The following is a 24,571-nucleotide window of genomic DNA, read 5'->3' as shown; positions in this document are numbered from 1 at the left end:
AATTGTTGCCTACATGGTTTTCATATGAACAACATCTCGCTAATAATAAAAAAAGATCACCCGTATTAGGTGATCTTTTTGTTTCAACTATAAACGTTGCCCACATTTTATGATTTGAAAAATTCGCTCGTATTTATTAATCCTTTTATATAGTCGATCACTTCATTAAGACTTACTCAAATGATTAATTATTATTAGAATGAACTGTGCTGCCTCTGCTCTCGTAGCATTAGATCTCGGATGGAACATATTATTCCCTTTTCCCTGCACGAGGCCCGCTTCATTTAGTGCTGCCACAGAAGGCATTGCCCAAATAGGTATGTCCTTGGAGTCCGCAAACTGAGCGTTCAGGTTTGTATCCTTATTCATGTCTAGCGCTCTTGCGACTAGTACGGTCATCTCCGCACGAGTTATAGGCGCATTCGGAGCAAATAAATCGAGACTGATGCCAGAAACAAAGCCCGCTTTCACAGCGGCTTGCACGCTTGCTGCATACCATGCATCCTCTTTTACATCCTTAAACATCTGCTCATCCTGAGAGGCTTCGAGGTTTAAAGCACGAACTAAGAGAGAAACAAATTCCGCACGTGTCGTATTGCCTGAAGGCATGAACATGGAATCATTCACACCGTTCACAATATGCTTAGCCGACAACACTTGAATCGTTCTTGAAGCCCAATGAGTAGTGAGCATATCGCTAAACGTCTTTTTGAATTCCAAAACTGCATATTTGCTCAAATGCTGAAGTTTAACTGTTAATGTTTTGGCACTGCTGTTTACCTTCCCACCTACATACTCCCAAACCTTAGTCAGCTCGTTATAGTAGTAAATCCCAAGAAGCTCCTCATCAACACCATTGGCATCATAGGGTAAAGTAATCTCTACACCGCCTTTTGCCCCTTTAACTTCAACCACGCTGCCGTCTTTCTTTTTTAACTTCATGCTAATTTCATATACCTGACCTGCAATCGTTATTTGTGCAGCTGCATTTAGGGAGGCGGTCCGAATGTCTCCCGATTCGGTCACTGGCTTAACCTCGACTTCAATTGCTGCCCCTGCCTCATTATTGATCTGCCCTTTCCAAGTAGTAAGCAGTTCTCGATCAACAGTAACAATTACCGAACCCGCCACTACGGATAAAGGATGATCTCCAATTTGCGCTAATGGAATCGATACGACGGATAGGTTATTGCCTAGCTTTACTATCGCTTTACCATTTTCTACTGACACTATGCTTCTAGCCGTATTTCCATTGCTTCCGCTAGAACCATTATTACCGCCATTACTGCTGTCTGTTGAAAAGTCTAATTGATCTAAATATTTGATTTGCCCTTTGGGTTCATTCCCATTAAAGCTCTGAATCCAATTCGGATCCGTAATAATCCAAAGCTTACCATCCCTAATTCCCCAAGCCTTTCCATCCGCCGAACTATAAAGCACCTGTGTCGTACTTGTCGCATTTGGATTAAGTACCTGTACCATTGTTCCATTCTCCAATACCGTAAATTCATTCGTAAAATAGGCATCAATCTCCGGCAACGCTCCCAGGTTTTTACGGTAGCCCATATAGACGGTATTTCGTTTGCCAGCCTTTAGGCTTCCCTGAGCCATTAAATCTTCGCCGTACAGGGTTGTCGCTGGATCGTCCTCTAAGCTGACGACTAATACATTCGTAGCTATATTAGGATCAAAAGTAGGCACAACCCATTTATTATCAAAGGTTTGAAGCGTGGCTCCGCCCCGATAATCATTACCTGGTAGCACGACATTCCGTCTATTCAACATCCACCAAGTCTCGCCAGCAGGATATACATAATAGACTTCTGGCAGATAGGTTTCAATATGTGCTAGCGAATCAGGAGCTAGAATCGCATCCTTGTATTCTTTGAGCCAATCGAACTGGATCGGTTTCGCTGTATAATAAGCGTAAGATTCTTGGCATGATGTAAAGTAATCGCAATTAAAGAGAAAATCATAAATGCCTTTGCTCCCTGCCTCCAATACCGAATCAAAATGATTAAACATCGTTTCTTTGTCCGGATAGCCCTTCTCGCCGGATTGATATTTACGTTCCATATTTTCGTCCAGCTGCGTTTCCGTCGTTAAAAACCATAAGGTTTGTGCCGATTGCTCGATTAGCGAAAAGGTATACCCGGATCGTTCTCTCACCAAGTATTCCGTATCGCCGTAAATTTCTCCCCCAACGCCCGCGAACCCTCCGGTCTGCTTGTCATTAATAAAGTATTTCCTTGTGGTGCCAGCGTGTTTGAACACGACGGGCACGTCAACGACACTATTTATCGCATCTGCAAATTTCATTAAATAATCGTTATAGGAGCCCTCTCTGAAATCGACAAAATCATCCCATAAAATGCCGTGATAAGCATCCGCCGCATACGTGGAACCCGGGTTACCCTTGTCAACCAAATACAATTGGTTGTTCCACACAGCCGATCCTTCTCCCCGAACTATGGGCACTAAACGCGCCGCCGTTTCATAAGATTCAACGGGACTGCTCATTTTCCAAGCCTCATTTAGAGCATTCAATGTGGCGTATTTCTGCTTTAACCAATCCACAAATTGAGCACTGTAGATGGGAGAGTCGAACAGGTAACCCTCGTCGCTGTTGTATATTCCTGATTCGTTCGTAACCGGATCGACAAACAATCTAAAATTGGGGCCCAAGGTCACCTTGCCAAGCGTGTCTACCATACTATTGATAATTGAATCTCCTGCATCCCAGATATTCCTCAGAGTATGGCCAGAATACTTAACCTTAGGGGTAAAATAAACCGTATAGGACGCATTATTCGTACTCGGAAGAACAACATCTGCGTGAAGCTCAAGCGTAGCGGAATTCACCTTGCGAATAGCCTCTTCGCCGGATTGAATAACTTCGCCCGTAGCCGGATTCATGACCACATACAGCGCTGACAAAGCATCCACATAACCTGGAATTTGAAACGTTGGTACCGTTAAGGTCACTTCTCCGCTATCCACGATATTCTCTTTCTTTAATACACCCGCTCCTTCATAGGCTCTCGGCATATAAGCAGAAAGGGTCAAACCTTGGGCTCCTTGAACCTGCAGACCGTAAGTAAATCCTTCCTGGTCTAAGTAATCCAGCATTTTCTGCCATGCCCATGCCGGAACCTCCATGACAGCCGTGTTGATATACATATCCATTGCGCCATGTGCCTTCATATATTGCAGTACTTCTACATCCTTATCCCAATTAGCTTTATTGGCTGCAGCATCTGTTTTGGAGTAAAAGAGCAAATAATCCGAAGTAAACATACCGCCGATCGGCACGAACGGTTTGCCATCCCAAATCATCGTATGCGACTGGTTAGCATACCAGAAATGAGATTGCCCCAGCTTCCCATCGGTAAAAGCACCGTGCGTTAAGGGCTTGTAATTCGTACTGGACGCAGCGACTGTTACTTCAACTTGCCCTGCTGTCACCTGCTCTGCTTTTAATTTGTGGAGTCCCCATTCCACGGTATAGCTGTCGGCTGGCATTCCTTCCGGCAACGTAAAACTAAACTGTGCCTGGGTTTCCACATTGGCTTGGAGGGCCGACGTATTTATAGCACCTAGCTCGGCAACATACCAAAGCACTTCTCCTTTATAAAAGCTTAGATACCCCGTCGTATCGAAATCTACAGCTTGATTTAGTCGATAAGCAACCGTCCCGGCAAATGATCTTGTACTTGTATGGGTCGGCTGCAGCTGTAGGTTAAAGATCGTTGCCCCTAACACAGGTACCGCAGTGTTCGCATCTTCTTGTTCAATGTTCAAATTGCCTACTTTAACCGATTTCTCTCCATTAACTGCATTATCGTAATGACTATCGACAATGCCGGTACGGATTTCATTTTTTCCTTTTGGAGCATTAAACGGGACCGTTAACTGGATCGTTTCCGTATGCTCCTCGCCAGCCGCCCAAGATGTTTTATTAAACTCTTTAACCGCTCGTGATACAACTTCTCCCTCATAAACTAATTCAACGAAGAAGCTTAAGGTTGCATTGACTCGCGCTATGGCTTTATTCGTAACCGTAACTCCTACTTGCTCTTCACGATTCGCCAACGATTTATCTAGCGTGCCTGTTACGTATTCATATTTAACGGCTGCCTTATCAAAAGGTTTAGTTATACCATTCGGCTGCCATCCCCAACCGACAGGTACAACGGCGATTGCATCGATACCTTGATTATATAAGCCATCGCTTGCTCCTTGCCTTGGCGTATTGGTTAAAAACGCTAGGTTATGCTGTCCTTTGCTCAGCTCTGCGCTGCTTAATTTATGCCAGTAGAAGGGCATACCTTCAGCCACAAATATGGAACCCTCCGTCATAACAGGCGGGGTTGCATTGGAACCTTCGTCCAGCTTCCAGCTCCAAGGGGACATCCAAATGCTTATGCCAGTTGCTAACACCCAGATGTCGTAGCTTCCTGTTTGAGGTATATCCACTTGATACTCCGCAGTTGCCGCGGTAGCCGGCGTATTGGTTTGAAGCAAGAGATAGGTGCCACCGCTTGCCAGTGAATCAGCCGTTCCATGATAACCTCCCTGTACAGAATCAGTATTTTCTCCTTCTGTCCATGAGTACCCTTCTTCCACTGGCTGTTCAGGTATAACGGGAGCTGCCGGTTTATTCAAACCATTCGGATGCCATTCCCAGTCAACAGGTACGATGGCAATGGCATCGATCCCTTGATTATATAAACTATCGTTTGCCCCTTGCCGAGGAGCGTTCGTTAAAAATGCTAGATTATGCTGTCCTTGAGTCAGTTCGGTACTATCTAGTTTATGCCAATAAAAGGGCATGCCCTCTGAAACGAAGATCGCCCCTTCCGTAACTACGGGAGGTGCATTATACGAGCCCTCGTCCAGCTTCCAGCTATACGCAGACATCCAAAGACTCATGCCGGTCGCCAGCACCCATATATCGTAGTTTCCTGTTTCAGGGATATCTACTTCATACTCTGCAGTCGCAGATGTGCCTGGCGTATTCGTATGCAAGGCGAGGAACTTTCCTCCGCTTGCTTGCGATTCATCGTTCCGATAATATCCCCCTGGAGAAACAGATAAATAGTCTTCCCCTTCTGTCCACAAGTAAGCGTCTGCCTCTGAGGTACCATCCCTTAAAGTGTTCTCGTCAGATGCTGCCCCATTCGATATAACCGGTAAGCTTGAAAATAATAAGAGGAAGACAATCGTCCATGTCATCCCCTTTTTTAAAGCTTTAAACCTCTTGCTCCTCATGATTAAAACCCCTCTCCTTATATTAAAGCGCTTACATTAATGATGATATGATGTCGAGTCAATACGGTAAATGGAGTATTCGAAAGTCGCAGGGGGAATATTTCACATTCGGAGCGCTTGGCAAAACCACTCCATTGCTCTATCGTTTATGTCCAGCTCATGAGCTCCATCAAATACTTCTCTCGACAATCGGTGCATGATATTCAACTGCCCATAAAGCTCAGCTAGTTTGTCCAGCTCTTTACGCGCATGCGCATAGTGGAACAGTTCATCCTTTTTGCCCACCTCAATATGCAGAAATCGTGGACAAATTAATCCAGCTACTTCTGCATCTAGAAACGTATTGCCAGCATTAAACCAAGTAAAATCAAACCAATCATACTTAAAGCGATCGTTGAAAAAACACGATGAGTACACTGCCTTAATACGAGTATCCGCTGCTGCTGTAAAGAGGGTATAAAACCCGCCATAAGATAAACCGATCATACCGACTTGGTCAGCGGCGATATCATTCCGTGATAATAAATAATCCAGGCTCCGCTGAATTTTATAGATTTCCACCGCAGCAATCGAGCTGCCTACCTGCTTTAATTGTCTATCGATAGACAGTCTGTCATACGGAGAACCATATTCCCCTTCCTTCCAGAGCAGGAGCTGTGGCGCAAATACAGCGATGCTCCTTTGGAGTACTCTCCGCGTCATATCATGATAGTTCGTGGGACCATATAAACCGGAACATAACTCCGGCGTGCCTTCTCCTCCATGCTGTGAGATCACGAGAGGAAAAGGCCCCTCCGACAGCGGCAGAAATAACAGGCCATACGTCGTCAGACCATATCCCCCTTCAACGATAACCCTATAAATTTTGCTTAAACGATCCTGGGCAACAAATTCAACCCGAGCATTAGGAATGGATGAATCAAGTGCGGGATCACTCAGCGGCCAACCTAGCATCGCTTTGAATTTCTCTCGATAGGGTTCTAGCTCCGCTTCAAATGCATCTATCGATGAGGTGTCCGGACGAAAGAACTCCGCCCGATTCTGATCCCCGGCTGCACGCATACGCTCGATGAAGAGCTCGTATTCAAGCTTTTGTTCCTCACGATACCGGTTGCCGATATTTGGAGCTTCTACATATAAGTCGTCCATAGAATCACTCACCCCAGTTCAAAACCACACCCAAACAGGGTTGATTTTTATCCAGGATGAGCTTCCATGCTTCTACTGCTTGATCCGCCGGAAACTGATGCGTAATGAGTGTTTCTGTCTGAAGCCAGCCCTCTTCTATCCCGCGAATCGTCTCATTCATTCTTTGATTATCCCAGCCCGAGGGATTGTGAAGAGTAACTTCCTTCTCCCGTAGAGATTGTATATCAATTCTGCCATCCGTCCCTAGGAACCCCGCTGAAACCAGATGTCCATTATGACGCAGGTAGGGAAGACATTCGTAGACCGCCGTGAGCGAGCCTACCGTATCAACAATAATGGAGAGATCGGGATACAGCGAAGAAAGCTGCTCGCTTACGTCGTTCTTGGAAGTGTTCATCGCGACTGCTTCATCCGGAAGCAGCGCTAACCGATTCTCATGTCGACCCAGCACGGTAACCTTTGCCCCCCTGTGGATTAAGGTTTGAGCTGCCCATTGGCCGACAAGACCGTCGCCAATGACAATGGCCTTATCCCCTTCCTTCACCGGTGGCCGAGAGCCACAATTATAGCCAACTTGTGTAAGCACAAGCCCGGCAAACGCCACAGGGCTCATCCCATCTGGAATTTTCCATACTTGGCTAACATCCGTTACTGCAGGGCTGACATGGCCTCCCTCGTTGAATGCCATCCCCTTTACTTTGCTTACCGTGGCAAATACGCGCTCACCTGCTTGAAAGCCCTCCACCTGATCACCCAACGCTCTAATTTTACCGACCTTTTGATAGCCGTTGATCTGTGGAAAAGGCAAAGCATCACCTTCTATGTAAGGGACTTCTCCCGCAATTCGCTCACCCTTAAGGAAGGAAGATTCCGTTCCAATACTAATCCAAGAATGCTCCACGTCGATGACGATATCACGACTCCCTAGCTCAGGAACGGTTACCTCTTGATATTCAACCTTGCCTTTATCAACGAATACAACACCATAGCCTTTCATTGCCAGATCCCCTCCGCCTTGTATATTGGACTTAAATATCGAAATCGGTTTGTGGATAAAAATATACCTTAATCGCTTCCTGCTTATTTAATAAATCAACGGCTTCCTGATACCGATCAAACGTATAATGATGAGTTTGCAAACATTCCATGTTTAATTTCTTATTTCCCACCAGGTCGATTAGCAGCTCATGATCCCTTGGACCAACATTGCGGTATTTATAAGATTCCAGCTTCATTCCCTTGTACCATAGATGTTCCGGATACTTCACTTCTCCGCGAAGAACACCAAATATAACGATATGTTCATCTACGTACTCAATCAGATTTTGCACAGAAGCGGCCGCCCCGACACAATCGTAGCCTAAATCGAATTGTTGACCCTGCAGCTCATCGACAAGGCAAGTCTCGCCAAGTCCAAGCTCTCGAACCTGTCGTACTCGCGTTTCATTAATATCTACTCCGATAACACGTGAAGCCCCCCATAGGCGCGCCACCTGAATGGCCAGCATTCCCGCAGGTCCAAGACCGGACACGACGATAGATTTGCCCCGCAGATCGCCAAATTGCATGATTCCAATTACTACACATTTCAATAGTTCAAGCGATACTGCTTGTTTATCAGAGATATGATCTGGCAGTTTGATGAGCTCCTCTTCACGGAAGCATAAATACTGCGCATAAGCCCCGTTACCATCCAAATGCTCAAGGGCAGCCACACGGTCCCCCACATTCAGCGTACGCACGCTTTTTCCCACCGATTTGACTACACCAGCCAGCTCATGTCCCGGAAACCCCGGGGGTAATGGGTAATCCGGAGATTCATTATAATTAAACATATTGCGGCCAGCCATCATGTTCATATCCCAGCGAGGACAAGTCGACACCAGCCTTATCTCTACCAATACCTGATCATCAAAAGGTACCGGAATTTCATATTCTAAGATGGTATACGTATTCGCACCTGTAATTTGCAAAGCTTTCATAAGACAGCATCACCCTTCTATTAGATGTTCGAATGCCTGATAATAAAGCCAATGCCCATAATCATTCGGATGATTAATATTGTTGAGCAGAAGGCTCTCTGGCGTTTTTCCTGCTCGTAATTCTTGTTTCCAAATCTCATTCACATCTGCAACGCCGATATCATATTCCTTCCCCAAGCGACGAAGAACTTCAGCGTATCCATCCATCAGCCCACTCGTATATTTCCACAAGGGATTTGGCTCGCAAGGCGTAACAAGCACAATATCTGTTTCACAGCTCCGCATCGTAGATTCTATAATCGTTCGAATATTACTCTCGTAAATAGCATAAGGTACTGCCACTTCTCCCTCGAATAGATTCTGATCATTCATCCCGTACCCTATCGTTAGAAGATCGGGTTGATTAGACACAATATCCTGCTCTATGCGGGCTGCGCCTCCCGTGCTTGTTTCTCCTCCTATTGCTTTATTAACAACACGAAGGTTTCCACCCGAGCTTATAGCAGATAGCCGATGCGCAAAACGTTGATAAAAAGTATAGCTATCCTCACTTGCCTCTCCGCCTTCGCTAATGCTGTCACCAAAAACCACATAAACAGCTTCTTGTCCGGCATTAAGCTTTTTCATCGTGTTTTTTAATAAACGACTAGCCCCTATGCTCAATCCGGCATTTAATTGATGTTGATGTTGCTCCCTCTCATATTCGTAGTCTATAAATACAGTGAAACTGCGATTACTGTATTCCTCAAACAACTGATGATCGAAGTTCAGGTTTTGAAAGAATACATGGTCAGCCCAATCCCGTATGCTGCTTGCCACCGTTCTTGCAATCAACCCAGTTTCATAATCAACAATAAAATCCTTTCCTTCTTTATAACTAACCGACTCCACATGCTCGGAATTCGTATGTGTTCTTAAGCTCAAGCTTCCTTTGACGATCGGGTGGAATCGCAGCTGCTGCTGTTCTTGCCCCACAAAAACGAGTGACTCCGCTGTTTGTTTCACGTTATGCACTGACATTTAGCAAACCTCACTCTCCCATTTAACTTTTCACTGCCCCTGCCGTTAAGCCTTCAACGATGTACTTTTGCAAGAATAGATACAATAGAATGACCGGCACGGATACCATAACCAAGTCAGCAAAAACCAGATTCCAATCCGAGGAATGCTGACCAAAGAAAAAGTATACGGTCAAGCTTAAGGTGAAGCGGCTCGCCGTATTTAAGAAATAAAACGGGGTAGTGAAGTCATTCCATACCGACATAAATGCAATAATTAGGACGCTGGCGCTTACCGGCTTCAGCAATGGGAAAATAATCTTCCAAAACAAGCCGTAAGGGCTAACTCCGTCAATCATTGCGGCTTCATCCAATTCTCTTGGAATGCTATGAAAAAAACCGATGTATACGTAGGTTAGAAAAGCATAATTCCCAGCAATATAAAGCAAAATCACCCCTAAATAAGTACGAACCAGATGCAAATCAAACATCAGCATATACGTCGTAATAATGGAGGAAGGCAATATTAAGCCGGCAATAATAACCGTTTGCAGCAGCCTGCTCACCCGGTTATCTCTCCGTTGAATGAAATAAGCGGACAGTGAACAGAAAATAACGATAAAGAATACACTAATGACGGTTAAAATCGTTGTATTCCATAATGCCTGTGGAATCTTGGCATTTACGAACACATCTGAATAGTTATGCCATAGGTTCCATTTCGTCGGGAAGGATAATCCTAAATCTGAAGCCTCCGCCTGTGTTTTGAAGGAGTTCACAACGACCAAGTAGATAGGAATGGCGATGATACAGCTAATGAACACAGATAGAGCTTCCCATAATGTTTTACGCAATACTCGCATTCCACTCACCCTCTGTTGTCTTTATTTAGATATTTGTTCGTTATGGATACAAGGACGAGAATGATCACAAACAATAACAAGCTAGCGGCAGTCGCTTCCCCATTTCTTCCTTGCGAGAAACTTTTGTAGATCATTGTGTTAATTACGCTAGAAGCATTCCCTGGACCGCCTCCAGTAAGCGCATAAACAATATCGAATACTTTTAATCCGCCAATGAGCGAAATAATAATGTTGGTATTCACAACGGGGAGAATCATTGGGAATATAATATGCCTCTTCTGCTCCCAATTTGATGCTCCGTCAATCTTGGCGGCTTCAATCATCTCTTTCGGAATGGTCTGAAGTGCTGCCAGAAACAAGATGACCGTTAATCCCGTCCACTTCCATATTTCAACAAAGGAAATGGAATACATCACGATATGGCTATTTGTAAGCCATTGTTGGGTTAGAAAACCAAGCTGAAGTTTCTCCAATAACACATTGATAAATCCGCGGCTTGGATGATATAGAGCTGTAAATGCCAGTGATACAGCAATCGGGCTTAAGATAACGGGAAAGAAAAGGGCAGAGCGCAAGAAGTTTGTCGTTTTTAACTTTTGATTTACAAAGTTAGCTAATATAAATCCAAGTCCGACTTTACCGACTGTGGTGACCACTGTGAATATAAACGTATTTTTGAATGCAATGGAATTGCTCGAATCATCAAATAGGGAAATGAAATTTTCAAACCCAACGAGCCGCGTGTAATGAAAGGTAGCGTCTAAATTGGTGAAGGCATAGAAAAAATTAGAAATGGCTGGCCACACGAAAAAGATTAAAAAGATACAAAGACCTGGAGCTAACATAGAGTACCTGTAGTAATGACGCTTCAGCATTTAGTTGCCCTCCAAAAAAGAGAGAGGGTTTCTTTATTTCAGAAACACTCTCCAAATTTGCTTTTCCTATCGACTATTTCTAGCAAGCTTTACTTGAAGTTTGGATCATCCTTGGCTTTGGCGTTCTTCACTAATTCTTTCTGTTCCGCTTCTTGCACCTGCTCAGGAGTTTTCGCGCCTGCTACTAAATCCTGAAGGAAGGCTGGATAATCCCCGTAGCCATACGCTGGAATGCCATTGCTAGGATTAACGCCGGTTGGACCCGCTTTTCCTTCCTCGCTAAACTTCTGTGCATCCAGCTCGGCAGGTGTCAGAAGTGTATTGGTAACTCCCTTGATGGCTGGTATGCCGCCCTCTGCACCGAAATAAATATTTTGAGTCTCAACGGATTCAAAGTAGTTGACGAACTTTTGAGCCGCCTCTTGATTGCTTCCTTTCACGACATACATGGCGTTTGGCGGATATACTCCTGCAACATCCTTGCCCTCGCCATTGAAAGGAATAAGGAACGCTCCAATATCCTTCGTTTGCTCAGGGTATTTGGCCGCAATATCGGTCATGACCCATGTAGCCATTGGATACATAGCTGCATCCCCATTGGCCAATGCTTTCTGTGCATTATCGTAAGTATCCGATAAATAATCTTTGTTAACATACTTCTTATTTACAACTTCTTCCAGAAAGGTCATACCCTGTCTTTGGGCATCAAAATTAGCAAATGTAGCTTTATTAGAAAACACTTTGTTTGTTATTTCTTGAAGATCAACCTGCGCCGCACCGGACTGATGGGTTGGAATTTGCAAAGTCCAAGCATCTTTGGCGGACAAGTACACCGGCACTTTGCCTGCCTTGCTTATCACTTCAGAAGCAGCCCAGAACTCATCCATCGTCGTTGGAATTTGCAAGTTCAAGCCCTCAAACACCTTTTTGTTATACAGCATGACAGCCAAATTAGATCCACCGTAAGGAGCCGCGTAAAAGGTTCCAGCCGAGTCGAATGCACCTGTCCAAACCTTCTTGTCGAAGTTAGCCATCCAAGGCTGATCCTCCTGCGAGACGAACTGCTCTTCCGGTTTTCCTAACCCGTAGCCCTCATTCACGCCTCCATAGAAGAACAACAAATCTGGCTTATCGTTTGTTGCAAACCGCGTTTTGATTAAATTATCCCCATCTGCACCCTCAGGAAGTTTCTCAATCTCCAAAGTGATTCCGGCTTTCTCTGCAGAGTCCTTCAGAACCGCTTCCATTCCGCCTTTCAACCAACTCGTGTGCATAAGTGCCTTTAAAGTAATCTTTTCTATCGGTGCTGATGGTGATGCACTTTCTGTAGTTGGAGCAGCAGTGCTCTCCGATGGCGTATTCGTTGCATTACCGTTATTCTTCGCTCCTGCACAAGCTGCTAAAACAAGCATGGTAAGAACCATTACCATCCATAACAGCGTTCTCTTTGTGGTGAGACCCCTCATGTTCATTCCTCCAAGTTTGTGATGTAAATGCTTACAAAACCAATGTTATGTTTTTTGCTTCTTATCGTAAATGGCGAATTTGAAAGTACTAGGGGAAATATTTCACACTGGGCAAGGCTGCATTTTTAATGTGTTATACTGAACGGGGAGGTCGTCTATGCTGTCTTTCAAAAATTTACAAACGAAATTATATGTGACTTATTCGCTTGTCCTCATCGTCATTGCACTCATTATCAGCACTCCGATGTATGTATATTTGAAAAATAATATTGAAACCAATTTAAAAGAAAATGTGGACAAGCTTGTAAGCGGTTACTCCAATGCTCTAGATGTTTATTCCACCATTAATAACAACGTAACCACCCAGCTATATATTAATCGTGACAATTCCAGCTATACTGCCGTCCAATATTTAAGCTCTATCGCCTATCTCAAAAATACGAGTCCCACCGAAACGTTACAGTCCGAAAAGGCCATTCAAAACTCCCTTTACTTGAATGCTGCCGTCTATCAAACGATTCATAGGATTAATTTGTTTACGTCAAAAGGTGATTTCTACTCAACTAACGAAGCTGACGTAGATATTATGCAAACCATCCTTGCGAATGATGGATTTAAGAATGTTCAAGCTGCGAAGGGCTCTTCCTTATTGAATTTTTCGGAGAAGGACAGATGGCTATCCCGAGATTCCGAAGCCGTCTTTTCATTTCTGCGTCAGATCAGCTGGGACTCGCATCCCGTTGGTTTTCTTGAAATCCAATTCAAAGCCTCCGATTTATTGCATGTAGAGGAATTAGATTCGAAGCAGGATAAACAAATTATGATTGTACAAGCGGGCCAGGTTCTTTATTCGTCTACACCTCCCTCATCCAACAAACTAGCCTCTATCCTTAAGCTGGTTGGCAATGGGAATGCAGGGAACGGGTTCATGACTAATGAACAGGGAATAGATGATTTTTTCATGTACCAGACCTCTGAGAAAACAGGCATAACGATTGTAGCCATTATTCCAAAGTCGCAACTTTTTGCGCCATTGCTCTTATTTCGTAATGTCACGATCATAAGCGTTCTACTCCTTATTGCGATCTCGGTTTTTGTTTACTTTATTCTCGCCAAAATTTTAACGCATCCTCTTAAAAAGCTAAAAAAAGCGATTGATTCTATTAATTTAGGTGAGACCAATCAAGCCTTTATTGAAAATAAATTTCATATGGGTGAAATCGAAATTATTAACCGTTCCTTTCTAGCCTTGAACCAGCGTTTACAAGATAGTCTTGAGGAGACTGTTCAATTCCGAACCTTGCAAATGCAAGCTAAATTCGATGTGCTTCAAGCTCATATCAATCCTCATTTTTTATTTAATATGTTAGGTGTCATTACCGTTTTATCAGATAGAGGCCAGCAAAAGGCTGTATCGGACACAAGTAGAAAACTTTCTCAATTCTTACGATATTCGATTTCTTCCGGCTCGTCGATCACAACCGTAAGTGAGGAGCTAGAATTCGCACAGCATTATTTGGATCTATTAAAATCTCGCTATCAACACCGGCTACATTATGATATAGAAGTTCCTGAATGGCTTCTAAATATTCAAATTCCCAAATTAATGATTCAGCCTATTATAGAAAACGCCATTCATCATGGTTTATCGGATAGCGATAAGCAATTGAAAATTCAAATTATCGGTAAAATAATCGGAAATAAGTGGGAGATACGAATCAGTGATAATGGTGTCGGGTTTGACCCTGCTTCTTTGGAAACGTTGAAGCACAACATTCAAGGCTATCTTGAACGCATTCAAAATAATCAAACATTAAACGAGCCTATTTCAATTGGAGGAATGGGCCTAGTGAATACGATTGCTAGACTTCAGCTCATGTTCAAGGAGCAATATCAATTCTCCTTCGGCAATAACGAGGATTGCGGAGCCTATGTATGTTTCCATGGCTACATCAAACTTTAACATTAGTTCCCTAACGTATCATGTAATGGAGGCGGCTGCCATGAGGATTATGATTGTTGATGATGAACCCTTCTACATGGATCATCTTAAAGAAGTAATTGAAAACAGCGACTTTAGCAAAAGAGAGCAGACCCAGATTGTCGCCCAATGTATTAGCGCTAGTCAGGCACTGGAAGCCATACCGACCGTTCAACCCCATTTAATCTTTACCGACATCAAGATGCAGCTCATGAACGGGATCGAGTTTGCAGCCATCATTCGGCAAAATTGGCCTCATATCATCGTCGTAATCGTGAGCGGTTACTCTTCCTTTGAATATGCCCGGGATGCCATTCGGGCCAATGTGGAGGACTACCTCGTCAAGCCGGTTGATCCTACAATCATTGAACAATTATTAGATAAGACGAATACACGCATTAGCTTGGATACCTATCTTCAGCAGCAATCTTTATTAAATGAATTGCTCGAAAACAAGAGTATAGAGGGAAGTATCCAAACCACTTTACATAAGTGCTTTCCATTCTCTAGCTATTATGTGTTTTGCTTTAATAAGCCTACATTTTCACAAGATAAAGCTCGTTGTCCCACTCTGACGGAGCAAGAAATCCAAAACAAACTATCTTCGAATCCTTTATTGCTAAAGAACGAGAAGGCTTGGATCGTTTCAAGAAATGATTTCAAAAGGGGATTTATTATCCTCGGATTATATCAATGCGGCGACCAGCGGATTAAACAACTTGCTGAGGAAATTGTTCTGATGATCGGCGGTTCAGGCAGTCACCCTTCCATCGCCGTTAGCCAAAGCTTTAACGATATTAGACAGTTTCACCAGGTTGCAAACCATCTTCACGATGAGCTGTACCATCAACTGGTCATTGGACAATCCAAGACAATCTTTTTATCTGAGCAACAACCCGCTTTAGAAAAACTCAATCTGCTCCTAAGCAGCATCGATGAGAAGAAAATTGTTATTGCGGTGGATAAAAAGGATTGGAAGCTGTTAAAAAAAATGATCTTCCATTGGTTTGAGCAGTGGGAAGAGCACTCCTGTCCGAACCTCTATTTACAAAGAAATGGCAAGCAAATGGTTCAATGGTTAGAAAAGCATTTCCGCACATTAGAACCCCTCACAAGTATTTCAACGGAGAAAGAAATGGAGGAAATCATTAAATCCGCCTACTCCTATTCAAATGCTGCTGAGGATATCTGGAACTTGCTATCGCATATTTTCCGATTTGAAGACCATGACCCCGCCAGTAACAAAGGAGTCCGATTAATTGAACAAATCTCCGACTATTTATCCGCAAATTTGAGCGAAACGATTTCAATGACTCATATTATGGATCGATTTCAAATTTCGAGCACCCATTTAGGAAATCTATTTCGCAAGCATCATGGAGAAACCTTTGTCGAATATTTAACTACTCTCCGCATTAACAAAGCGAAGGAGCTCATGCGAATTCATCCTGAGATGCCTCTAAAAGAAATTTCTGAAATTACAGGTTATACAGATCGGCACTATTTCACCAAAGTATTTAAGCTCGTTACAGGTAAATCCCCGACAGATTATAAAGATCAGCTCCTTCAGGAATAGGAGTTCGAGATTTAGGGATTATCCTCCTAATCAGATTTTATAAGTATTAAGACAGACTAAAGCGCCAGTGTTCCATTTCAAACCTAGAAAAAAGAAAAGAACTTCTTACACCCGCTCCCAGCGGAGCGTGTAAGAAGTTCCGATCTATACAACATGGTTCTTGCTACCTTCCTTCATCACCTGCGATAACCTGAACATTAGTGAATATTGCCTTATTATTACTTGTACTAGCTGGATTGCTTAGAGCCAAGCCTATATAGACATCATCATTCATAATCGTTTCAAAACTGCTGACTACCGTCCAGTCCACTCCATTATTTGAAATTGAACCGGTTAATACATTGCCGCTGCGATTCAGCTTAAGCCACAATGGCGGACTACCAGCCATCGTCTGATCGACGGTGCCTCCCCCTTCATTTTCCCGATATTGAAAGGTGGCTCCATTAACTGGCGTAACCATCATGTCTACATGCTTAGCGTCCACGTCCAGCGTCTCACGAATCATCAAGCCTGCTTTGGCCCACTCACTCATTTCTTCCATCACAGTCACTTGCGCTATAATCTCCCCATCCCCATGCCATGGCTTATAAATATAATTTAATAGATCATTATTTCCCCAAATATCGGTTGAACTTCCTGTTAACGTGAATGTCTCGTCCGCCGCATTATAGGATGCATCGCCAGACTTCAACCCGATATTTCTAGCTTTCCAAGGCTGTGGAAGAACAGCATCATAATCATGCTCCACAGGCGGCTCCCAGCCTGCAGTTGGCCAAGCTCTTCTCGCATCGATTGCTTTAAGCACATTCCAATCCCAAGCGCCATAATTAAAGTAAGAGAGATGTGTAATAGCAGGAAAGTTCTCTCGAATTCCGCCATACACCGCTTGATATTCGTCATCCGTCCAATTGTCATCGAGCGTCGGCACGATCGCTACTCCAGAACCAACAAGGAACGATGTATCGGATAAAATTCCGTTCTCGTCATAGACCCATTCCTCATCGAATCCCCAATCATCGAAATAAGCCATCGGAGCGACAAAATTTACTGCATCCTTGAACTTCGCAGCATTCTGGCCAACCTCAACGAATTCAGGAGGCAAAATGAAAACGCCCAGCTCCATACCCGCTTTAATCTGGTCGATATCCTCACGAACATCCTGCACATAGCCGCCGATTTGATCCGTTCTCCATTCATTCCATTGATTCCTGCGAGTAGAATCTTCATCAAAGTTAATATCCAGCGGCGAATATCCGTATATGCTCTCGTACAGGTTAACCGTGTAGCTGCTTACATCCATATTGTAATTATCGAATCTCAACCAATCGAGAACTACGCCATCTATATCATAATTGCTTACGACCTCTTCAATAATCGAGCGCTCATAAGCTTGAACATCGGGATGGATCGGGTTGACGAAATACTCGCTGCCATTCGATCCAGTATAAGGAACTGCATTACCATCTACTAAAGCGTGCATCTGCCAGCTAGGATCCTTATGAAAGGCTGCCTGATCATGGAACTGAGGAATCCATGCACGAACCTCGATACCCTTCTGATGCGCCTGCGTAATCACTTGCGAAAGAGCATCAAAGCTCTCATAGCCATAGGCTATAGGGGCGATCGCACTGTTGTAGAATACATGGCCTGAAGGCACTTCATCGTCTTCGTCCTGCTTGACACTCATATTAATGATATCCACATTGTTCTTAACGGCTTGCTCAACAAAGTCCGCTACATCACTTGCACTCCGAAACTGGTTAACTGTTCGTACCGTAATCTCGGTTTTGAAAGGCATGTTCTCTTCTTCAACTGGCGAGGTTCCTCCCCCATTGCCGTTCCCACCAACATTCCCGTTTTCCGGTTTGATGGGAAGTTGGCTTAATTTAACTTGCAGCGAACGGTCCAGGATAACCACCAACTCCGCACGTGTCAATGGATTCAAAGGTTTAAACGTGTTTGCAGAATTATAACCGCGCATTATACCTTGAATGACCACATTACTAATAGCTTCCTTGGCCCATTCAGCAAATTGTTCACTATCCGAAAACTCCATCATCGCTGCATTTTTGTCCACTTGCAATTGAAGCAGCCGATTTATGACGACAGCCGCTTGCTGCCTTGTAATGAACTCTCTCGGCGCGAATTGCTTTGCACTCTTGCCGCTGATATAGCCCGCTGCGACAGCCTTTGCAACATCTTGATAAAACCAACTATGCTTAGGCACATCCTGGAAGGTCAGCTCCGATTCATTCGTGAATTGAAAGGATCGATTAACAAGCGCCACAAATTCGGCTCTCGTTAAAAACTGATCCGGCTGAATTGAACCATCCCCGTAGCCTTTCAACCAACCCTTATCCATCCATTCTGTTAATTCCTTATTAGCCCAATGATCGACAATATCCCGTTCCGATTCTGCCTCCGCTGCAAAGCTAAATGAAGTGAATAACATACTAAAGATGAGCATTAATGCAGCGATCCTATATGATTTCAAATGACTCATGCTCCGGCCCCCCTATTGTAGATCTGGGTTACACCTTGCTCCACTCAATATTCGGCATTAATTTTCTTAACATTCGCCTGCCATTTCTCCGTTTTAAATTCGAGCAGCCGCTCCAGCCCTGCTTTTTCTGCGTCATTTGCTGTTTTCTCTAAGATGGATGCGACCTCATCATCAGATTTAGCAAACACCATATTCGCAAAGGCTACTGTGAAAATATCAGATATTTGCTGTGAGATAATGCCGAGCTCTGAATCAGGCAGCGGATCCACATTGACGAATTCGGTAATGTCCTTCGATGTCGCCCAAGTGACAGAGCTTTGCGCTATCGTCTCCCATGATCTTAGCTTCTCCGACAAGGCCATCTCCAAGCTTACCTTGGCTTTATCGATAAAGGTCGTGTTGCCCGCCCAGTTGAAATCTTCGAATTTTCTCATCGTTTCCGACCGCTTATTGACGTCCCCATTTTTATAGTTTTCATTCGGAATTGGCGATCCATCCTCATTTTGCTCATCCCAATAAAGGCCTTGCGGTCCGAAGAATAGAACCTTCTGTCCTTCAGGCCCTGTAAGCCAGTCATAATAAGCGAAGATTGCTTCGGGATCCTTGGCTTCGGTCGTAATTACGTTGACATTCCATCCTAAGCTCTCGAATCCACTCACAAAAATATTCTTTTTGTCCAATCCAGCTTTATGAATCGGCCAAATAATTTCGTATCCACCGTCTGGTTTGACCTTAGTCAATTCACGATGCCCTTCTGCTCCGTAAGTTGTAATATTCGATTCGATCATAACAGCCACTCGGCCAGTGTTTACTTTTTCTTTGACTGCATCCTGGGTTTGTGTAATAGCATCTTGGGTAATCAGTCTCTCTCGGAATAGCTTGCTAATATACTTCATCGATTCCTGAAATGCAGAATCCTCATAGATCGAGACTAGCTTGTCGCCTTCCGGATAACCTCTCATGCCGATGAATTTGCTAGTTACACCTTCTTTGAAGCCTCCGTACAACAATTCCAAGCCGGCGCCTTTCTCCCCAACTTCAAGCGGTACAACATCTGGGTACGTGTCTCTGACTTTAATTAAGTAATTGTATAGATCATCGAATGTTTCCAGCTTCGGTCTGCCAAGTTCATTATAAATTTCTATGTTTACCATCCATCCGCCGTTCCCAAAGGTTCCCGATGTATACCAATTTGGAATTTGATAGATCTTTCCATCCTCGGAACGAAGTAGATTGAGCGTAGATTCCTTCACATACTTTTTGAAATTGGGATACTTATCGTAATACTCATCAAGCGCCACAAGCTTTCGTGCTTGAACCAAGCGGTCGACTGTCGCACCGCGATCCGTAAATATGACATCTGGCAAATCGTCAGAGACAATCATCGTGTTCAGCTTCTCTACCGATGCGCCGCCAGATTGAATCGGCTTAACGGTAACTTTCTTGTTGTCCAAAATCCATTTGGTCGCTTCGTTATCCGCCCAAGGTGCCGTCGTTAACCAATCATAATGACCATAAAATGAAAACGTTACCGGCTTTGGACCGTCGTTTCCTCCGGAATTATCCGGGTTGTTCGATACTTTCGCCCCATTGTTGTTGTTTGAACAAGCAGCCAGAAAAACCATTAGGACAATCAATAACGACACCCATCTCAATCTTGTATTCATTTTTTCCCCTACCTTCTTTTTTTTATTGGGACTATCCCTTTATCGAACCGATCAATACCCCTTTGACAAAATATTTCTGCAGGAAAGGGTAGGTCAGAATTATGGGAATAGTAGCAACCATCATCGTAGCCATCAAAAGAGACTTTGTCGTTATGCTTCGGTTTCTGTTGATATGTTCCATTGCGATTGCATTGCCGGACGACATTTCTGTCATAATATTCGAATTCATAATTTGCCTTAATAAGGTCTGAATGGGCAATAGCTCATCCTTGGAAATATAAATGGCTCCGGTAAACCAATCATTCCAATGACCCACCGCCGTAAATAATCCGATGGTAGCTATAATTGGACCCGATATAGGCACAACAATTCGAAAGAAGATTCCGTAATTGCTGCATCCATCGATCTTCGCTGATTCTTCCAGACCATCGGGAAGCGCGGAGAAAAAGGTACGGAAAATGATCATATGATACACACTGATCAATCCCGGAATAATCATGACCCAGAACGTGTTCATCAATCCAAGGTTTCGCACCAGCAGGAAGGTAGGGATTAATCCGCCGCTGAAAAACATCGTTACAATGAAGAAAATCATATAGTAGTTCCGTAGCTGTAAATCTCTCTTAGACATCCCGTATGCCAGCAGTGACGTAACGAATACGGACAGAATCGTGCCGATCACTGTACGCATCACCGAGATCCAGAAGGAATTCAACAATCGAGTATCCTTGAATACAACATTATAATTTTCAAGTGTAAATGCCCTCGGCCAGATTGTAACTCCGCCAAGTGCCGTATCTCTTCCTTCATTAAAGGAAATAACTAGAGAGTTCCAGAAAGGATAGAACATCACGATTCCCAAAATGACCAGGCTTGCATATATCAAAGTCTGAAATACTTTATCGCCCGTGCTAAGCCTCATGCTTGCATTCCCCCCTTTATATTGCAAAATGAATTACCAAAGACTAACTCCCGCCCTGCGTGCCACTCTATTGGCTATTAGCAGTAAAACTACACTAATAATAGATTTGAACAAACCAACAGCTGTCGCGTAAGAGAATCTTGAATTTTGAATGCCTACTCGATAAACATAGGTATCTATGACATCTGAATATTCTCTGAGAATTGGATTGGAGGCTAGCAATAGAATATCTTCAAATCCAGCACTAAGGATCCCGCCAATGGCCAAAATCATGAAGATGATAATAACCGGGGTTATACATGGAAGTGTCACTAAATACATTTGCTTAAATCGGCTTGCTCCATCAATAGATGCAGCTTCATACAGCGTCGGATCTACTCCTGCAATGGCGGCTAGGTATACAATGCTTGCAAACCCAACCTCCTTCCACACGTTGACGCTTACTAGAATCGACCAGAAGTACTCAGGGATGGATAGAAAATTTATGGGACGCTCTATGAGATCCAGTTTTGCGAGAAGAATGTTCACTGTACCGTTATCAACCGATAACAATGAGACGACGAAGCCTGATACGATGACCCAGGATAAAAAATAAGGCAGGTAACTGACCGTTTGAATGATGCGCTTAAACGCCATATTTCGAATCTCATTAAGCATGAGAGCCAAAATAATCGGTGCTGGAAAAGAAATGAGCAGCTTTAAAAAACTGATAGCTATCGTGTTGCGCAGCACATTAAAAAATTCCGGAGCATTAAAAAATAGCCGAAAATTAGTCCATCCCACCCACCGACTATCCCAAATCCCAGCGAAAATGTCATATTGCTGAAAAGCCATTAACACCCCATACATCGGAATATAACTGAATACAAATACGAAAATGATTCCGGGTAAAACCATAGATTGAAGATCCCATTGTTTCATAAATAGGCTGCGTCTAGTTGGCTTTGAGTTGATTTTCATTCGCCTTTTGCTCCTTTGCCAAGATTAAATAAATCAGATAACATAGGTATTTAATATCTCTTGTATTGCTAATTCGAACCACTGCTACCTGCTGCTGTAGCAGCTCATCCTTCCGATAGGAATAGTTCTAACAATGCAATGGAACCGCTTTCAGTATACGAAAAATTCAATGGCATCAATCCTGATAAGGAGCATAGTTGGCATGATACGATTACAGATAATTCCCACTCACTATGATTATTTTTTACTTCGTTTTTTGAACATTTTGAATATTTCGAATACTTTTTAGCTTAAATTCGGTTAAGTTATTCATAATATCGGGTGAAACCTCCTCACCACTGCTCTCCATGGCTAGAATGAGAGCGCCAACCGCCGGCTCCGTATTTAAAAGGGTAATCGAACAACGCGGCGCTGCTTGCTTAGCCTTTCTTTCAATAATACTCCGCAGCAGCCCGTCCTGGTCGCCGCGTGTCAATATACTGCCTGCCAAGACAATATCGAATTTCTCCTCGTTCATGGCTAATCGATTGATGGTTGCTGCGGCCGCTAAGCCCAATTCTTCGCCCTGCTTTATCAAGATACGCCTAGCTACTTCATCCCCTTGCTGCACGGCATCGAACAACAATTTTGCAACTTCGACAGGCAAATAGTTGGAGTAATCAAGGAAATTATCCCTTAACGCCTCAACGCTTCCATACCCTAATTTATTTATTAGCAAATTCGATAAGCTCGTTTCTTCCTCTCTTCCCTCCCAGGCACGCATTACGCTGCGGAATACCTCTATACTCAAATCTTGCCCTCCGCCAAAGTCACCGAACATATAGCCGAATCCCCCGCATTGAAAGGATTCGCCTTTTCTGTTCATTCCCGAGCAATTCACCCCTGTTCCACAGATAAGAACAACACCAAATGGCTGATTCGTTCCTGCTCGAAGCGCTATTGTTGTATCACACGAAATATTTGTATTCGGAAGATTCATCTTCTGAATGATTGGCCTTAAGATGCGATAGTCGCTTTCTCTGTCCGCACCAGCTAAGCCAAACCAAGCAAATTCGATTTGATCAACGGTTAATTGGGCTTGCCTTAATGCATCTGAGACTGCACTACGCAGGCTATCTTCCGCTTGATCACGATTTGTTTGGTGATTGCCGTTTCCCCCTCTTCCTACACTCAGAATGGTTCCTTCAGAATTAGCGACGAGGGCATAGGTTTTACTTCCCCCTGCATCAATACCCATATAATATTTCAAGTAAATCGTCACTCCTATTTATATTGAGTTATTTTTTCTCAAGTAGGCCGTTGATTCTCTAATTAATAATTGGGGTGTAAGCTTGGTGATCGTCGTTTCCTGAATCGTGCCGTTAATATGCTTCAGGAGCAGTTCAACACCGATAGTGCCTAATTGTGCTTCAGGTTGCCTGACAGTCGTTAATCTTGGGAAAAACCCAGCAGCCAGCACCTGATCATCATAACCTACGACTGAAATATCATGAGGAACACTTAGCCCTTCTTCGCTTAGAGCATGGATAACCCCAAGTGCAATGAAGTCATCTGCTGCGAATATGGCCGTCGGCAGGCTGTCATCTCTGATCCATTTCTTAGCTACCTTGTAACCATCACTTACCGTAAACTGACTATACTCAATAGCAAATGGGGTTAGGCCTGCTTCGGACAAGGCTTGCAAGTACCCCCTTCTTCGCTCCTTAACACTCAAGAACAGCGTTGGTCCCCCAATATGGGCAATCTCCGTATGACCTAGATCTATCAAGTGCTTCGTAGCCTCATAACCACCTAAATAATTGTCTACAACCACACTCGATACATCCTCATGCTCTTCTTGATTATCCAGTAGAACGAAAGGAATATTCTTTCTTTTCAACTCGGCGATATAGCTTTCTTCTTCAATCGGGGAGAGGACAATAATGCCATCCACCCTGTCCTTCTGAAATAAGAAATTGCTGGTGTCCCCTTCCCCCTCATTTTCCGAAATAGACAAGGTTAGAAAGTATCCTTGCTCTGCTAATTTCCGATTAGCAGCCTTAATCACTCTATCGTAAAAAGAATCGTTAAGATTCATAATGGTCATGCCAATAATTCCGGTCTTTCCTCGAATTAGGCTTTGGGCAGCGGAATTGGGCTGATAATTCAATTCCTCCATCGCCTTTAATACCTTCTCCCTGTTCTTTTCACGAACAGACGGTGCATTATTGATGACTCGAGAAACCGTTACAACAGATAAACCGGATTTTTTTGCCACATCATGTATATTCACTGTAATGTTGTTCTCCTTTTATTAAGTATTAAAGTTAAATCCTTTTAATTTCAATGTGATGCTAGCATCCATCCAGCATTGTGTCA

General features: G+C 43.6%; 16 protein-coding genes. 2 read left to right on the top strand and 14 right to left on the bottom strand.

What is annotated here, in order from left to right:
- Positions 1–165: 165 nt before the first annotated feature.
- The 8 genes from ACIFSR_RS19875 to ACIFSR_RS19840 all read right to left on the bottom strand — a co-directional run bounded on the left by ACIFSR_RS19875 (position 166) and on the right by ACIFSR_RS19840 (position 12,604).
- Positions 166–5,271, bottom strand: coding sequence for an S-layer homology domain-containing protein (locus tag ACIFSR_RS19875; RefSeq protein ID WP_339204825.1), 5,106 nt, complete (start codon positions 5,269–5,271; stop codon positions 166–168).
- A 102-nt stretch (positions 5,272–5,373) separates the two neighbouring features.
- Positions 5,374–6,420 carry an alpha/beta hydrolase family protein gene (locus ACIFSR_RS19870; RefSeq protein ID WP_339204826.1) on the bottom strand — a complete coding sequence of 349 codons (1,047 nt, stop codon included), beginning with the start codon at positions 6,418–6,420 and terminating at the stop codon, positions 5,374–5,376.
- Between the two features lie 4 nt (positions 6,421–6,424).
- Complete coding sequence (locus tag ACIFSR_RS19865) at positions 6,425–7,417, bottom strand: zinc-binding dehydrogenase (protein ID WP_430059456.1); 993 nt, start codon at positions 7,415–7,417, stop codon at positions 6,425–6,427.
- 31 nt (positions 7,418–7,448) lie between these two features.
- Complete coding sequence (locus tag ACIFSR_RS19860) at positions 7,449–8,402, bottom strand: zinc-dependent alcohol dehydrogenase (RefSeq protein ID WP_430059454.1); 954 nt, start codon at positions 8,400–8,402, stop codon at positions 7,449–7,451.
- 9 nt (positions 8,403–8,411) lie between these two features.
- Positions 8,412–9,422, bottom strand: coding sequence for an SGNH/GDSL hydrolase family protein (locus ACIFSR_RS19855; protein ID WP_430059452.1), 1,011 nt, complete (start codon positions 9,420–9,422; stop codon positions 8,412–8,414).
- Positions 9,423–9,444: 22 nt separating this feature from the next.
- Positions 9,445–10,263 (bottom strand): carbohydrate ABC transporter permease, encoded by an 819-nt coding sequence (locus tag ACIFSR_RS19850; protein ID WP_076267100.1) that lies wholly within the window; start codon positions 10,261–10,263, stop codon positions 9,445–9,447.
- 5 nt (positions 10,264–10,268) lie between these two features.
- The gene (locus ACIFSR_RS19845; protein WP_430059450.1) at positions 10,269–11,138 is read right to left on the bottom strand and encodes a carbohydrate ABC transporter permease; all 870 of its coding nucleotides are present in this window, start codon (positions 11,136–11,138) and stop codon (positions 10,269–10,271) included.
- A gap of 89 nt (positions 11,139–11,227) precedes the next feature.
- Positions 11,228–12,604: an extracellular solute-binding protein gene (locus ACIFSR_RS19840; protein WP_430059449.1), complete on the bottom strand. Its 1,377-nt coding sequence runs from the start codon at positions 12,602–12,604 to the stop codon at positions 11,228–11,230.
- 157 nt (positions 12,605–12,761) lie between these two features.
- Between ACIFSR_RS19840 and ACIFSR_RS19835 the strand changes: the two genes are divergently transcribed.
- Both ACIFSR_RS19835 and ACIFSR_RS19830 read left to right on the top strand, forming a co-directional pair.
- Positions 12,762–14,567: a sensor histidine kinase gene (locus ACIFSR_RS19835; protein WP_339204832.1), complete on the top strand. Its 1,806-nt coding sequence runs from the start codon at positions 12,762–12,764 to the stop codon at positions 14,565–14,567.
- Positions 14,568–14,607: 40 nt separating this feature from the next.
- A complete protein-coding gene (locus tag ACIFSR_RS19830; protein ID WP_430059447.1) occupies positions 14,608–16,161 on the top strand; it encodes a response regulator in 1,554 nt (517 codons plus the stop codon).
- A 163-nt stretch (positions 16,162–16,324) separates the two neighbouring features.
- On the opposite strand, the gene ACIFSR_RS19825 is transcribed toward ACIFSR_RS19830, so the two are convergent.
- From ACIFSR_RS19825 to ACIFSR_RS19800, 6 genes are all read right to left on the bottom strand, one after another.
- Entirely contained in the window at positions 16,325–18,664 is a 2,340-nt protein-coding gene (locus ACIFSR_RS19825) for an S-layer homology domain-containing protein (RefSeq protein WP_430059445.1), read from the bottom strand.
- 44 nt (positions 18,665–18,708) lie between these two features.
- Positions 18,709–20,331: an extracellular solute-binding protein gene (locus ACIFSR_RS19820; RefSeq protein WP_430059443.1), complete on the bottom strand. Its 1,623-nt coding sequence runs from the start codon at positions 20,329–20,331 to the stop codon at positions 18,709–18,711.
- Between the two features lie 31 nt (positions 20,332–20,362).
- Entirely contained in the window at positions 20,363–21,253 is an 891-nt protein-coding gene (locus tag ACIFSR_RS19815) for a carbohydrate ABC transporter permease (protein ID WP_339204837.1), read from the bottom strand.
- A gap of 33 nt (positions 21,254–21,286) precedes the next feature.
- A complete protein-coding gene (locus tag ACIFSR_RS19810) occupies positions 21,287–22,213 on the bottom strand; it encodes an ABC transporter permease (RefSeq protein WP_430059441.1) in 927 nt (308 codons plus the stop codon).
- 244 nt (positions 22,214–22,457) lie between these two features.
- Positions 22,458–23,462 (bottom strand): N-acetylglucosamine kinase, encoded by a 1,005-nt coding sequence (locus ACIFSR_RS19805; RefSeq protein ID WP_430059439.1) that lies wholly within the window; start codon positions 23,460–23,462, stop codon positions 22,458–22,460.
- Positions 23,463–23,480: 18 nt separating this feature from the next.
- Positions 23,481–24,485, bottom strand: coding sequence for a LacI family DNA-binding transcriptional regulator (locus tag ACIFSR_RS19800; protein WP_339204840.1), 1,005 nt, complete (start codon positions 24,483–24,485; stop codon positions 23,481–23,483).
- Between the last annotated feature and the right edge of the window lie 86 nt (positions 24,486–24,571).

It is taken from the genome of Paenibacillus sp. NRS-1760 (assembly GCF_050467785.1).
GTDB lineage: Bacteria > Bacillota > Bacilli > Paenibacillales > Paenibacillaceae > Pristimantibacillus.
This window is presented reverse-complemented; position numbering and strand designations above follow the sequence as displayed.

Bases quoted from the DNA above. Each gene is read 5' to 3' on its own strand.
- ACIFSR_RS19875 (WP_339204825.1), bottom strand. From the start codon at position 5,271: ATGAGGAGCAAGAGGTTTAAAGCTTTAAAAAAGGGGATGACATGGACG.
- ACIFSR_RS19870 (WP_339204826.1), bottom strand. From the start codon at position 6,420: ATGGACGACTTATATGTAGAAGCTCCAAATATCGGCAACCGGTATCGT.
- ACIFSR_RS19865 (WP_430059456.1), bottom strand. From the start codon at position 7,417: ATGAAAGGCTATGGTGTTGTATTCGTTGATAAAGGCAAGGTTGAATAT.
- ACIFSR_RS19860 (WP_430059454.1), bottom strand. From the start codon at position 8,402: ATGAAAGCTTTGCAAATTACAGGTGCGAATACGTATACCATCTTAGAA.
- ACIFSR_RS19855 (WP_430059452.1), bottom strand. From the start codon at position 9,422: ATGTCAGTGCATAACGTGAAACAAACAGCGGAGTCACTCGTTTTTGTG.
- ACIFSR_RS19850 (WP_076267100.1), bottom strand. From the start codon at position 10,263: ATGCGAGTATTGCGTAAAACATTATGGGAAGCTCTATCTGTGTTCATT.
- ACIFSR_RS19845 (WP_430059450.1), bottom strand. From the start codon at position 11,138: ATGCTGAAGCGTCATTACTACAGGTACTCTATGTTAGCTCCAGGTCTT.
- ACIFSR_RS19840 (WP_430059449.1), bottom strand. From the start codon at position 12,604: ATGAGGGGTCTCACCACAAAGAGAACGCTGTTATGGATGGTAATGGTT.
- ACIFSR_RS19835 (WP_339204832.1), top strand. From the start codon at position 12,762: ATGCTGTCTTTCAAAAATTTACAAACGAAATTATATGTGACTTATTCG.
- ACIFSR_RS19830 (WP_430059447.1), top strand. From the start codon at position 14,608: ATGAGGATTATGATTGTTGATGATGAACCCTTCTACATGGATCATCTT.
- ACIFSR_RS19825 (WP_430059445.1), bottom strand. From the start codon at position 18,664: ATGAGTCATTTGAAATCATATAGGATCGCTGCATTAATGCTCATCTTT.
- ACIFSR_RS19820 (WP_430059443.1), bottom strand. From the start codon at position 20,331: ATGAATACAAGATTGAGATGGGTGTCGTTATTGATTGTCCTAATGGTT.
- ACIFSR_RS19815 (WP_339204837.1), bottom strand. From the start codon at position 21,253: ATGAGGCTTAGCACGGGCGATAAAGTATTTCAGACTTTGATATATGCA.
- ACIFSR_RS19810 (WP_430059441.1), bottom strand. From the start codon at position 22,213: ATGAAAATCAACTCAAAGCCAACTAGACGCAGCCTATTTATGAAACAA.